This is a genomic window from Mesorhizobium sp. LjNodule214 (assembly GCF_964252735.1).
Taxonomy (GTDB): domain Bacteria; phylum Pseudomonadota; class Alphaproteobacteria; order Rhizobiales; family Rhizobiaceae; genus Mesorhizobium.
Map to the genome: position 1 here is coordinate 156583 of NZ_CAXUPE020000001.1, position 12857 is coordinate 169439.

Annotated in this window: 13 protein-coding genes, 1 tRNA gene and 1 pseudogene; 2 read left to right on the forward strand and 13 right to left on the reverse strand. The window is 59.0% G+C overall.

All coding sequences use genetic code 11. The features are described from left to right. Positions 1 to 218: 218 nt before the first annotated feature. Complete coding sequence (locus ACSQ3Z_RS00675; RefSeq protein ID WP_436169506.1) at positions 219 to 1085, reverse strand: glutathione S-transferase family protein; 867 nt, start codon at positions 1083 to 1085, stop codon at positions 219 to 221. A gap of 23 nt (positions 1086 to 1108) precedes the next feature. Beyond that, on the reverse strand, positions 1109 to 1690 hold the full coding sequence (locus ACSQ3Z_RS00680; protein ID WP_436169507.1) for a VOC family protein: 582 nt from the start codon (positions 1688 to 1690) through the stop codon (positions 1109 to 1111). A gap of 628 nt (positions 1691 to 2318) precedes the next feature. Between ACSQ3Z_RS00680 and ACSQ3Z_RS00685 the strand changes: the two genes are divergently transcribed. Further along, positions 2319 to 2798 (forward strand): glycosyltransferase family 2 protein, encoded by a 480-nt coding sequence (locus ACSQ3Z_RS00685; RefSeq protein ID WP_436169508.1) that lies wholly within the window; start codon positions 2319 to 2321, stop codon positions 2796 to 2798. Between the two features lie 272 nt (positions 2799 to 3070). On the opposite strand, the gene ACSQ3Z_RS00690 is transcribed toward ACSQ3Z_RS00685, so the two are convergent. From ACSQ3Z_RS00690 to ACSQ3Z_RS00740, 11 genes and pseudogenes are all read right to left on the reverse strand, one after another. Continuing rightward, positions 3071 to 3421 (reverse strand): hypothetical protein, encoded by a 351-nt coding sequence (locus ACSQ3Z_RS00690; protein ID WP_436169509.1) that lies wholly within the window; start codon positions 3419 to 3421, stop codon positions 3071 to 3073. 194 nt (positions 3422 to 3615) lie between these two features. Further along, a complete protein-coding gene (locus ACSQ3Z_RS00695; RefSeq protein ID WP_436169510.1) occupies positions 3616 to 5145 on the reverse strand; it encodes a glucosyltransferase domain-containing protein in 1530 nt (509 codons plus the stop codon). Then, positions 5121 to 5501 (reverse strand): hypothetical protein, encoded by a 381-nt coding sequence (locus ACSQ3Z_RS00700; protein WP_436169511.1) that lies wholly within the window; start codon positions 5499 to 5501, stop codon positions 5121 to 5123. The genes ACSQ3Z_RS00695 and ACSQ3Z_RS00700 overlap by 25 nt, the downstream gene beginning before the upstream one ends. After that, a complete protein-coding gene (locus ACSQ3Z_RS00705; RefSeq protein WP_436171801.1) occupies positions 5491 to 6285 on the reverse strand; it encodes a WxcM-like domain-containing protein in 795 nt (264 codons plus the stop codon). The genes ACSQ3Z_RS00700 and ACSQ3Z_RS00705 overlap by 11 nt, the downstream gene beginning before the upstream one ends. 18 nt (positions 6286 to 6303) lie before the next feature. Beyond that, positions 6304 to 6441: pseudogene (locus ACSQ3Z_RS00710) on the reverse strand (N-acetyltransferase); the annotation flags it as partial. Further along, positions 6438 to 7388 (reverse strand): glycosyltransferase family 2 protein, encoded by a 951-nt coding sequence (locus tag ACSQ3Z_RS00715; RefSeq protein ID WP_436169512.1) that lies wholly within the window; start codon positions 7386 to 7388, stop codon positions 6438 to 6440. The gene ACSQ3Z_RS00715 and the pseudogene ACSQ3Z_RS00710, both read right to left, overlap by 4 nt. After that, positions 7373 to 8503, reverse strand: coding sequence for a DegT/DnrJ/EryC1/StrS family aminotransferase (locus ACSQ3Z_RS00720; protein WP_436169513.1), 1131 nt, complete (start codon positions 8501 to 8503; stop codon positions 7373 to 7375). The genes ACSQ3Z_RS00715 and ACSQ3Z_RS00720 overlap by 16 nt, the downstream gene beginning before the upstream one ends. A 1666-nt stretch (positions 8504 to 10169) precedes the next feature. Then, complete coding sequence (locus tag ACSQ3Z_RS00725; RefSeq protein ID WP_436169514.1) at positions 10170 to 10613, reverse strand: DUF7657 domain-containing protein; 444 nt, start codon at positions 10611 to 10613, stop codon at positions 10170 to 10172. 223 nt (positions 10614 to 10836) lie between these two features. Further along, a tRNA-Glu gene (locus tag ACSQ3Z_RS00730) sits at positions 10837 to 10911 on the reverse strand. 90 nt (positions 10912 to 11001) lie between these two features. Beyond that, a complete protein-coding gene (locus ACSQ3Z_RS00735; RefSeq protein ID WP_436169515.1) occupies positions 11002 to 11409 on the reverse strand; it encodes a VOC family protein in 408 nt (135 codons plus the stop codon). Then, positions 11406 to 11789, reverse strand: coding sequence for a fimbrial protein (locus tag ACSQ3Z_RS00740; RefSeq protein ID WP_436169516.1), 384 nt, complete (start codon positions 11787 to 11789; stop codon positions 11406 to 11408). Before ACSQ3Z_RS00740 ends, ACSQ3Z_RS00735 begins: the two co-directional genes overlap by 4 nt. 26 nt (positions 11790 to 11815) lie before the next feature. Here ACSQ3Z_RS00740 and ACSQ3Z_RS00745 point away from each other — a divergent pair, with 26 nt between their 5' ends. Continuing rightward, a complete protein-coding gene (locus tag ACSQ3Z_RS00745; RefSeq protein ID WP_436169517.1) occupies positions 11816 to 12856 on the forward strand; it encodes an RluA family pseudouridine synthase in 1041 nt (346 codons plus the stop codon). Position 12857 lies beyond the last annotated feature (1 nt).

Genomic DNA, 12857 nt, shown 5'->3' on the forward strand with positions numbered 1-12857 from the left:
GGCAATGACAATATGCTTCGCAAGGACTTGATGCAGTTGGCGGGCCTGCTTACCGCCCCCGGGACAAGGCCCCGAAAAGCAAAAAGGCCGGCGCATTGGCCGACCTTTCCTTCCACCTCTCGATCGCGCCAGTACATCCGTGGTCGCAAGCCGGAGGTGAATTGCCATTCAGTAGACAAGGCTTTGGTTAACGAATCCTTATCGTTCGAGCCGCGCCGTCACGCCTTGGCCTGCGATTTCACATAGGCGATATAGCCGCGCACGTCGGCGGCCGGCTCGGCATAGGCCTTGCCGAGCTTCTTCTCGACCGCCGCCACATAGTCCTTCGCCCATTTGGGCAAGGCGTAGTCGATGACGGCCAGGAATTCGAGTGTTGCCGCCAGGCGGATGTCGGCGATCGACGGGTTCTTGCCGCCGATGAACGGCTTGCCGTCCCTGAAGAAGCTGTGAAACACCTCCAGCGGTTCGGCGATCGCGGCCATCGCGGCCTTCTGGGCTTCGGACTTCTTGTCGGGGTGGGCGTCGCTGTCGCCGACCTCGCCGGCATATTGCGGGAAGCCGAGGAACGGATATGTGGCGCGCGCCACATAGGGGTAGAGCGTGCCGACGAGGTAGAACATGGCGCTGTCGATCATCGCCCGCTTGGCCGGCGCCTTGGGATAGAATTTCTCCAGCCCATGCTTGTTGGAGAGGTATTGCATGATGGCGCAGCTTTCCCACAGCACGCCCCTGGGAAGCCCCTTGTCCTCGATCATCGGCGTCAGATGGGCCGGGTTGCGCGCCAGGAATTCCGGCGAGCGGGTGTGGCCCCAGGCATCGGTCTCCGCGGCATCCAGCCCGGCCGCGCGCGTGAACACCCGAACGGTCATGTTGTTGACGCTGGGCTTCAGCATGCTGAGTTTCACGGCAGGTTTCTTCGCCGGCTTCGCCTTGGCTTTAGGCGCGGCCTTTGCCGTCGCCTGCAAGGCTTTTGCCGTCGCCTTCGCGGCCGGTTTGGCCACTGGCTTTGCCGACGCTTTCGCTGCCGGCTTGGCGGCTGCTTTGGCCGCGGGTTTCTTCGCAGTCTTCGTCGCTGTCTTGGCCATGTGTTCCTCCCTGTGGTTTTTGTTCAATATGGGTTCTTCGGTGCCCGGTCGTCCGACAAGGTGGCGCGGGAACGCTCGACGAGCGCCTGGATGGCATCGGCGAGATGCACTTCCGCAATGTTGTAGTCGCCGCGCGCGACACGCAATTTGTGCGCCTCCATCAGCACGTCGGCATGGGTGAAGCCTGCCGGCGGCTCGAAGCGGTAGGACGCCAGTTCGATCAGCAGGCCGAGCGGATCCTCGAAATAGATCGAATCCATGAAGCCACGATCCTTGACGCCGCTGTGCTTGATGCCGCGCTCGTCGAGCCGCGCGACCGCCTGCAGAAAGGTGACGCGCGACACCGCAAACGCGATGTGGTGGACGCAGCCCGGATCGGTTGGCGTGCGCCGTTTCTCCGGCGTGCGGCTCTCATCAGTGAAGATGGTGATCAGCCTTCCGTCGCCCGGATCGAAATAGAGATGGCTTTCCTTGGCCTTGTCGAGGTTGGGCTGCTCGAAGATGAAGGGCATGCCGAGCACGCCTTCCCAGAAGTCGATCGAGGTCTGGCGCCCGGCGCCGACCAGCGTGATGTGATGAACGCCCTGCGATTGCAGCTTCTGCATTTGGCCTTCTCCCCACGCGGCATCAACTGCCCATCCGGACCTGCTCAGCGTCCGATGTTCTGCGCGCCGCTAAAGCCGTGCCTCAGGATCCATGATGCGATGCTAATGCAATCGGACCCGCCGCGCCAGAAGGACGCGTGATCGCTGAGGCGCGCGTCAGGCGTGATGCCATGGAGGCAGCCGTCACGACTGCTGGTCGTCTCCGCTCCTAGGCAAGTTGGACCAGGGCGCGCCTCACCCGCTACCGAGCGCAGTTCGGTGCGCTGAGGTCATAGGGCTCCAAGGCCAGCATCGAGATTGCGCAGCCACCGATCGAAGAGATTGTGCAACGCGTCCTTGCGATCACAACAAGAAGAGAGCGATATGCGACTCCATCTCACTGGTTAGCCAATCGATGACATAGCGCGAAGACGCTCGCCTGTTATATAAGCGCCGGATGGAGAAAGTTGTGCACGCCAAAAAGGGAGTGCGAAACCATTCGTCCTTATCCGCCAACAAGGCGATTGGTACCCTGCGGCCGCGGCCGCATTCCGGTCGCCCATGCCAGCGTCGGCCGGCTCTTAGCCCTGCCCTGCTTTCCCGTTATGACCGCCCGGGAGACCAACCGGGCTTATGAGGCGTTATCGTCATGGCGCATGTGAAGTCCGCACCCGACACGGCTTTGCCGCAACTCGCCGTTGTGATTCCGAGCTACCGGGTGCGGACCCGCATTCTTTCCGTGCTGGAGCGGATCGGTCCTGAGGTGGGGCTGATCTATGTGGTCGACGACGCCTGCCCCGAAGAGAGCGGCCGTTTCGTCGAGGAGAATGCGAAGGATCCTCGCATTAGGGTGATCCGCAATGCGGAGAACCAGGGCGTCGGCGGCGCGACGATAGCGGGCATGAAGCAGGCCGCCGCCGACGGCGCCGACGTCGTCATCAAGATCGACGGCGACGGCCAGATGGATCCGGCACTGATCCCGAGCTTTGCCGGCGTCATCCTATCCGGCGAGGCGGACTACGCCAAAGGTAACCGTTTCTTCGAGCCGGAGGGGCTGGTCGCCATGCCGCTCGGCCGGCTGATCGGCAATGCCGGCCTTTCCTTTCTGTCTAAAATATCGAGCGGCTAGGGGCACCAATTTCCTGCTAAAAATGCTTAATTATCAGCAGGATAAAAGAAGCCGATTGATTTCCATCCACCCGAAAATCCACCTTGGAATGCTTCGTTGGCAGCGCGTTCCAGCCGGCTTGAACGTGCTCTTCCCATCGTCGAGGTTGACTTGCCAAGGCTGAACCGCGCGGGGGTCGCCCTTGGTGTCCGGCGTAACTATTCTGGATAGGTTCTGTTTCGATGAAATCGCGAAGATGGGTGCGGCGCTTGAGACGGCGAAGCCATTTGTTCTTACCACCACCAACGCCACCTACTACGAATGGCATCCAAGAGCATGCGCAGAAACCTACCAGCAGCCGAAGCGTTTGGAGTCTCGTCTTTTTGGGTTGCGCCACTAATAGCGTCGAGCCGGTCTGCTTCCCTCTTGATCTGGCTGAGCGTCGTATAGCCGCGCTCACTCAAATTTACCATCTCCATAATCATCCAAGCAACCCACTGGCTAAACTGAGCAACGTCTCGTTCAGTCACGTGGCGGTGGGCAGCGCGGTGAATAGCCTGTGATCTGACGTCATTCAAATCTCCAATCTTCTTCTTTATTTCATCATACTCAGCAACATCTACAAAACGAAACCCACCATACACCCAAATTCTCGCAAGCCCTGACCGATCGGGTTATCTCTGTTCGTTCTATTGAAAAATGGGACTCGACACAGATCCAGTATTTGACGATCCTCATAACCAACAATGAATCCCGATGAGCATCTAAGGTCTGTACGTGACTCAACGGTTTATTCGGGACATCGCCACGGTCCAGATCGCGAAGGTGCGACGGCGCCTCAATGGTCGGCGATACGGGCAAGCGCCTGCGCGTTGGCGGCGCTTGGTGTTTCGCCAAGTCTTATCAATACGATGTCGTTCCTGATTTGCAGACTGCCCCGAGCTGGCCACACAGGCATTGTTGAAAGACGAGCGACAGTCTGGTCGACTTGATCCAGAGTTGGCCTATTTAGATTGGAGTAGCCGAGCAATTTCATATAGGAGGCGATGCGCTGAGGATTGCCGCCGTCCCACTCGAAGAAGGAGTAACCGACAGTCGAACTGGGCGGTTTGGGATAGTTCGTCACAAATGGCTGGGCGCCGAACACACTTAGAGCGTAGGCGTGCTTTGCGTCAAAGCCCGGGGTCTCGGACAGTCTATTGTAGATGGAAGCTGCCAAAAGCATATCGTGCTTGTCGACAAGATAGCTGGACGTCTGACGATAGTTCTGGATCACCAGGATTTGAAAAATTGTCACTCCGAGTAAGATCGCCGACGCAATGCTGATCCTGGTATTCCTGCTTGTCACCGCAAGGTAGGCAAAGAGCCACACTGCTATCGGCGCGCCAACGAGGCTTCTGACGGGCAGGTTGCCTGCAGTTATAAGATGAACGCCGAAAGGGATAAGTAGCGCGACAAGGGCGGCTGCGAGCAGGAGCAACTTCGTGCGGGGGAGGTCCTTTAAAAGCGTCCAACCGCCTAAGATCAGCAACGGCGGAACTGCCCACAAAACGACACCATAGGTGTCATGGCCCAAGCCATACGCTCCCCTCATTGCCTCCAGCACGCGCCCTGTCACTACCATCGGATGTTGAAACAGGAAACCCGGCTGGAAAAATGACTCTATATATTCTGTTCCAATAGAGGTGATTGATTTGAAAATTACATTGCCAACAACGTAGACTATCGCGGAGCCGTCAAACAGGACGACGGTACGGATCAGATCGTTTAGCAGGGATCCATCATTGCCGGCCCGCACCTTCAGAACCGTTACAGCGATTCCCAATACCAGAATCGCCGGGGCAAAACTCTGATAGATAGAGATCGCAAAACCTCCGGCAGCTATCGCAACGAAGAAGTGCGAACTCGCCACCGGGATGTCCTTCTTGCTGATCAGCCAAAGCGCAAGGGCGATGGCAGTCAACCCGATCCCTACCGCAGCAATGTTGGAATAAAATTCGACAATGAAGAACCAGGTCGGAAAGCCGCAGAAGATAGCAAAGCACGCATACTCGGCGACGAACAGTTCTTGCTTGTCGATCGCGTCCATAACAAGCAGGTAGGCGGCAACGCAACAGACACCAAAGACTGCCGGCGCCAGGAAGGGCATCACCGGATGTGGTATGAGAAATGTCTCGATCAGGTACGCACCCCAACGCCCTTGGGCAATCCAGACTGACGCATCGGTTCTGAAGGCGGCTAGCTCTTCATCGATTGACAGTTGGAACGAAGCCAGTTCATGAAAATACATCACGGCAAAGATCGCAAAAAGATTGATAGCCGGTCGGATTGTGCCTGGGCGTGTCAGCATGGTCTGCGAAGTATCCATCGAGAAATCAGAAAGTTGAGGACGGTCGTCGTGGCAAGGGTCACGAAGAATGCCGCCGCATTGTTTTGCAGAACGCCTTCGAGGACATGAAGGCTAAGCAATCCGATCAGGAACACGACCGCGATCGAGCCGCCGATTGCCAGCCGGTCCGCAAAGCCCGTACGGCCTCCCGGAAAGACACGATCGGGATAGAACACCATCGCAAACACGAGGCCGGCCAGCCAGGCGAGTCCGTAAGAAAAACTCGACGGGAGCACACTGAGGCCGGCGAAATATATGAGGCTGGTCAGCGCGGTGTTCAGGCTGCCGGCAACAAGAAAGCGGAATGCATCTCCGCCCACACGATCAGTGGCCATCCTGCCCGACCGCATCGAGGAAATCCGAATAGTCCCTGATGTAGTCGCCTGCATCATATGGATGCGAGGCCATCACCAGCAGGGCCGTGTCTGGCTGGAACTTGTACTGGATTCCCCAAACTCCGGGCGGCAGATAGAGGCCGATCGAAGGGTCGGTCAATGACACTTCTTTCCTGTCACGGCCATTGTCCACGACGACCGAAAGGCGACCATGGGCCGCGATAAGGAACTGGTGGCACTCGCGATGCGCATGCTCGCCCCTCACCTTGTCTGAAGGAACGCCGTAGACCAGGAATGAGCGGGCCGGCTTGAAAGGCAGGTTCGTACCGAATTCGAGTGGCGCGATCTCGCCGCGCAAATCGCCAAAATGCGGCTGCCGCCAGAGTTCGCACCCGCCGATGCCAAGCGGCATTTTCTCGCCCGCCGTGGCAGGGAAGGTCTGCGTCACGGTCGGCTGGATTTGTGGGCCGGTCTGGTAGCCGATGATAATGGCGGGATTTCCGACCACCACGGCATTGGGTGGAACGTTCTTTATCACCACGGCGCCGGCCCCGATCATCGCCTGACGACCGATGGTCACGCCTGGTAGAATTGTCGCGTTGGCGCCGATTGACGCGCCATCCTCGACGGTGGTCAGCAGAAACGTCTCGGGATATTCCTTGGAACGGGGGAACCGGTCATTGGTGAACGTCGCATTCGGGCCAACAAACACGCGGTTGCCCAGGCGAATGCCGTCCCACAGTTGAACTCCGCTCTTTATGGTCACTTCATCGCCGACGATCACATCGTTCTCGATGAAAACATGATCGCAAATGTTGCAATTCGAGCCGATCACGGCGCCGGGCAGGACGTGGGCGAACGCCCAGATTCGTGTCCCGTCACCGACATGCGAACTTTCGCAAATGCCGCGATCATGAACATAGAAAGCCTTTTCGGTCATTTGGCGGTCCCATCGACGACGCGGCTTATTATCCTAAGCGGCCGCGACTTGGTGTTCTCAACCGCGCGCCACAGATAACAGCCGAGAATACCCTGAACCGCGAGACTGGCCGATCCGAAGCCCACGATGAGCAGCACCAGCGTCGTGTAGCCGGCAGGGTCGATGTTGCCAAGCAAGCGGGCAACCACCGTCACGGCGGCAAATATGAGGCTCAAGGCGCACCCTGCAAAGCCCACCCACAGCGTCAGCATTATTGGAAAGTCAGAGAACGAGAGGATGCTGTCCATCATGTATCTAAACCGGCGTGCCATGCTCCAGGCGCTTGTTCCATGTTCTCGCTCGCGCCTGCAATACGGCACGAATTCGCGCCTGAAACCGACCCAGAACAGTTGCACGACAAGCGAACTGTTCGGCTCTTCAATTGACAGGATCGCGTCCAGCACCTGGCGGTTGCAGGCGAAGATATCGACCCCGCCGCTCGGCATGCTGGGCAGGACGAGCCTGCGGTAGGCAGCCCAAAAGGCCCTGGATAGAAAGCGGGTCAAGGGCGGATCATTGCGGCCCGCTCGGCGCCCAAACACGACATCCGCTCCGTCCTTTTCCAGTATCGAAAAGAATTCTTCGATCAGTTCCGGCGGCTCCTGTAGGTCGGCGGCCATTGCCGCCACCAGGTTGCCCGATGCGTGCTCGAGCCCGGTTCGAATGGCGGTAAAGGAGCCAAAATTCCTGCTATGGAAGATGATCTTGTAGTCGTAGCCGGAGCACTTCAACTCCTTGACCAGGAGGGCGCCGGATTCATCCGGTGACCCATCGACGACAAAGACGAATTCGATGTCGCCCTGATAGCGGGAATGAAAGTTGGCGACCGCCAGCAAGAGGGAGGGGATGTTCGCCTGGTTCCGATAGATCGGGAAAACGATCGAACGTGTGGTCACATGGCCTCCCATTCGGCGAGTGCCAGGCACACCTGCTCTACCTCTTCATTCGTCATGTCGGGATAGCATGGCACCGAACAGAGACGGCTGACGCTGGCTCTTGAAACTGCGAGATTATCCGTTCCCTTCATAGGCAAGCCGGCCCAACCGATCTGATCGCAGTCGAGAACGGGATAGTGAATTTCGGTGTCTACTCCCCGCTCTTTCATGAACGCCCTGAATGCGTCTCGATCGTCGCAAAGCGTGACCGCGAGGTGCGCGACTGCGCCTTCCCCTCCTTCCAGGAATTGCAACCTATGTCTGGCGACCGACTTGTATCGCCCCAGAATGGCACGGCGTTGTTCGTTGCGCTCGCCCAGGGCGGGCAGGAGAACGTCCAGTATCGCCGCCTGAACTTCGTCCATGCGAGAGTTGCGGCCGTATGGCACACCGACGTGATATTTTGAGCTCCAGCCGTATTGTTGCAGCCGCCGCACATGCTCGGCTGCCGCGGGGTTGGAGGCCAGAACGGCGCCGCCGTCGCCCATGGCGCCCAGATTCTTGGTTGGATAGAAGCTGAACGTGGAGATATCTCCAAGCGAACCCGCCATGTCGCTGCCGATCCGTGCCCCATGCGCCTGGGCGCAATCCTCGACGATCGGAATGTGCGCGAGGCCAGCCTCGGCAAGTCCGGCCCTGATGGCGCGGACATCGACGACACCGCCATAAAGGTGGGTAATGACGATAGCGGCGGTGTCGGCGCTGGCTGCGTCCAGCACTGACTGAACGCCTGCGAGCTGGCTCGCCGGTTCGATGTCGACATAGTGCGGAATGAGGTCGTTGTGCCAGCAGGCGCAGCTAGCATAGCCCCCGGCATTGGCCGCCATGATGACTTCGCGCCCGCGCGTGGCATCGAGCTTGACGACCGCAGCCAAGGCAAATTCGAGAGCATCTGTCCCGTTGGCCACAAGGACGCATTCCGAAACACCTATGAGCCTGGAAAAATTTGCCGCAAATCTTTTGCCCATCGCGCCATTCAGCCACCATCCCGAACGCAGCGTGCTCGCGACTTCACGCTCGATTTCGACCTGATAGCGGTCATACAAGCGCTTCAGATCATTCATCGGAACGGAATCTTGCTTCGTCATCGGCAACTCAGCTCAAGCATATTTCATTCGAGAGTGTTCGCGAGGGGGAACGTTTGGCAAGCTCAATTGCTGCTGGCGTGGCAAAATCCGGATATCTGCATTGCGATCGCAAAGAGACGCCGGAAAGAAGTGGCACAAATATTGGGATTCTACCGCAGCCGCAACAGGCTTCGCATCAGATTGCGCAGGATGCGCGCCATGTTGAAGCGATTCTGACCAGGCACTGGTCTAACTCGAAAGCTATGGCTAATGGACGACCTTAGTTCCTTTGAACAGGCGAGGCCAAGAGAAGCTGGGCCACGCCTCGCAGCAGGATTTCCGCGAAGAGAATTAGAGCTTAGCTAAGATAGATTCTGTTTCGGTAAAATTGCGAAAAAATCTAACTGGCTGGACCTTTGGGCGCCACTACTCTTATCGTTGCCGAGAAAGCCCGACGGTAGCCGACAAAGCGTTTGAGCCGTGGAAAGTGCTGGCAAGCGGATACTGCGCCTCAGCGGGCAAATCTCGCGCGAACAGGCTGCCAGCGACTACAGCGCCGTGAGGCTGAGGAAGTCAGAAATGAGCGATTTCGCGGCAAGGCCCCCTACCAGCAACAGTGCGGACCAAACAGGTAGCCTGCCCGTGTTTAGCCAAGAGTTCGTCCCCCGGCGTTTCCTAGTGGAATCTGTCACCCGCTGCGCAGCCATGTGCTCACCCGTGCATTCGGGTAAGCATGTAGAAGGTTCTCAGTTGGTGCAACAAGACATTGAGGTCGGAGCGGCGGAAAGCAGCGAAAGGCTGATGACGACAGCGGTTTAGAATGGCGGCCTGGGGTTTTCCCAGCCGTGTTTTCTTGAGCTGCATGGTTTTAGACCCCCGTCCTTGATTGCGGCCCGAAACCTGTGTCTAGACCGACTGTCGCGGGGCCGCGTTGCCGCGTACCAAGCTAAATGGACCACCGGCCAAAGCCAGCCTTGAAGGCTGCCAGCGGTCATATGAGGTCACTGGGACACCAGCCGCATAGCAATCGCCACTGTAGGGTCACCTGTCGCCAAGACAAAGGCTGCTCGTGACCGGGACCTGCTTGAGCCACAGGTCGCCTTTGACGTGCACGGTTAAGCAGCAGGAAGTCAGAAAAAATCTACTGCGATCTAGAAGCAAGCTAACTCTAGGAGGGATACCCTCCGGTGCCGCAAATCGGGACCGGCCCCCCTTGCGCCGCTGTCATTCAAGTCAACTTCATTTGTCGGCCACGACAACGCCATCAGCCCGCCAAGCCCACCCATGCCGTATCCGTCCTTTCTGGAGCTGTGCGGGAAGTCAGGTCGAAAATAGCATGTTTCAATGCCGGCTTCGGCGCGTGGTGTGAGACCGGGGCAATCTCCTCGATCTAAGGGTACAATCACTTTCAATGGATGTTTCTTCTCCTCGAAAGGGAAATTCCATACGCCAAACCTGTCGTCGCGATCACATAGAACCCTCAATTCGCATAGTGGAGCGTTTTTCTCAGGTCGTCGTCTTTCCAAAGTCGTTCGTTGGGTATTCTACGTTGGTCTATCTTTTTGATAATTCATATGAAAATTGGTGTGTTTGTCGGTATGCCTTACATTAGGGTCCTGTTTCTAGGGTCCACATGTGGCTATCTCACAGCCGCACTCGGTTCCTTCTCAAGCGACGCGGTTCCTTCTCAAGGGAATTTTCTTGCGTATCCGGCAAGGAATGTAGCCCACAGTGCCGCAAAATAGAGGGAGTAGGCATAGGCCGGAGGCAACACCCAAAAACCCCAGGGTTGGGGTTTGAAAACGAGGGACCAGTCCAGGATGGGCAGCGCCCAGAAACCCTTGAGAGACTCATGGTAGGGTGAAATCTGGTTGATTGTGGAAAAGCCGCCGCGAACCGCGGTTTGAAACAGCGGCGTCAGGACAATCCACTCGTCCGACCGGATGGGGCGAGCCGAAAGCAGTAATGGGCTTGCATCCTCTACGCCAAGATAGCGCAGACCAACCGCATAATGCGAAGGCGTCAGGGCAAACGCCACGTAAACGGCGGCGACGCCTAGAAGCATGATCACGAGGATCCGAGCCGCTTTCTCCTCAGCCTTACCGGAGAAAAAACGGCCCTCGACCACCATGCCCTCTCACGGCTGGAGAAACACTTTCCGTCATGTCATGACGTTTATGGCCCGCGAGTGGGCTTGGGGATACAAAGATCATTTCCTTGGGACCGTCAACCGCCCTCACGCCCCCATTAAGAACGGCAGCACCGTCCGCCCCGAGATCAGAGAAGGTTTGGATTGAACAGGCCGCCGGTGGAAAAGGTCTGCCTTGTTCTATGCTCGCAGTTTTGCACGGAAGTGGTACGCCCAAGGGGAATCGAACCCCTGTTCCCGCCGTGAGAGGGCGGTGTCCTGACCGCTAGACGATGGGCGCGTTCAAGAACCGGCGATATAGGCTGACGGTTGGGAAAAAGCAACTGGGCTTCCGACGTTTGGTGAAAGCCTCGAAATGTCCGGCGCAAGCCTATCGTTTCGGCTCGATCAGGTCCCACAGATTTCCGTAGAGATCGGCAAACACTGCCACCGTGCCGTAAGCCTCATGGCGCGGCGCTTCGCGGAATTCGACGCCCTTTTCCAGCATTGCCTGATGATCCCTGGCAAAGTCGGACGTTTCGAGGAACAGAAAGACGCGGCCGCCGGTCTGGTTGCCGATGCGGCTTTCCTGCTCCTCGTCGGACGCTTCGGCCAGCAGCAGCCGCGCGCCCTGGCCGTCGGCCGGCGTCACCGTGACCCAGCGCTTGCCGCCGCCGAGATCGACATCCTCGGTCAGGACAAAGCCCAGCCGCTCGACATACCAGGCGATCGCCTCGTCGTAGTTTCTGACCACCAGCGCGACGGTGGCCACCCGGCGATGCTCGGCGAACCCGGTCATTTGTTCCGGATCGCAAAGCGGCCGATGATACGGCGCTCGGCAATGTCGTAGACGAATATGGTGCGGCTGCCGTCGGCAAGCTCGGCATCGATCGAGATGCGGTTGCCGGACAGCGACTGGCTGACCACCCTTGCGCCGACGGGCAGCACGATGTCGCCGCTGACCGGCTCGCCGGCCGGCACCTGGATGTCGCTGGCCAATGGCGGGCTGGCGGGCGGCGCCTTGCGGGCTTTGTAGACAAGCGCTCCGATCACCACCATAAGGGCGAGCAACAGCAGGCCGAGATTGATGGCCATGAAGCGCAAGAGTTTCTTCCGCACGCCTTCGACTTCGGGGTCGAGCGGCTTTTCTTGGTCTTCGTCGGCAATAGGCCTGGACATGACAAATATTCCGGAACTTTCTTTCGATGAGCGCTCATAGCGAAGACACCCAGCAATTCATAGAGGCCGCGCCGACCGTGCTGGAGGCCGGGACCGAGGCGGCCGGCCAGCGCCTCGACCAGTGGCTGGCCGGAATGCTCGGGCCGGATATGTCGCGTAATCGGGTGCAGATGCTGATCAAGCAGGGCGCGGTCAGGATCGGCGGCAAGCCTGTCGACGAAGCCAAGCGCAAGCTGGCCGCCGGCGACGTGGTGTCGGTCGTCATGCCGGAGCCGGAGCCGGCCACGCCGCAAGGCGAGGCGATCGCTCTCGACATCCTCTATGAAGACGCCGAGCTGATCGTCATCAACAAGCCGGCCGGGCTGGTCGTCCATCCCGGCGCCGGCAACTGGACCGGCACGCTGGTCAATGCGCTGATCCACCATTGCGGCGACAGCCTTTCCGGGATTGGCGGCGTCAAGCGGCCCGGCATCGTCCACCGCCTCGACAAGGAGACCAGCGGCGTCATGGTCGTCGCCAAGACCGATCGTGCCCACAAGGCGCTGTCGGAGGCCTTTGCCGACCATGGGCGGACCGGCGACCTCCAGCGCGCCTATCTGGCTTTGGTCTGGGACATCCCGCCAAGGCCGACCGGTACGGTCGACGCGCCGCTCGGCCGCGCCGCCGACCGCGTGCGCCGCGCCGTGGTGCCGGAGGGCCGCGACGATGCCCGCCCTGCTGTTACCCATTTCACCGTGGTCGAGCGCTTCGGCGAGCTGCAGCAGGAGTTTGCGACCGCCAGCCTGGTCGAGTGCCGGCTGGAAACCGGCCGCACCCACCAGATCCGCGTCCACATGGCCCATATCGGTCATCCGGTGGTTGGCGACCCCGATTATGGCCAGGCCTTCCGCACCAAGGCCAATCGGCTGCCCGAGCCGTTGCGAAGCGAGGTCAAGGCATTTCCGCGACAGGCACTGCACGCGCGCCTACTTGAATTTCGCCACCCCGCCACCCATCTGACGATGCGGTTCGAGGCGCCGATACCGAGGGACATGGAGGCACTCGTCGGCGGCTTCCGCAAGCTCTGAG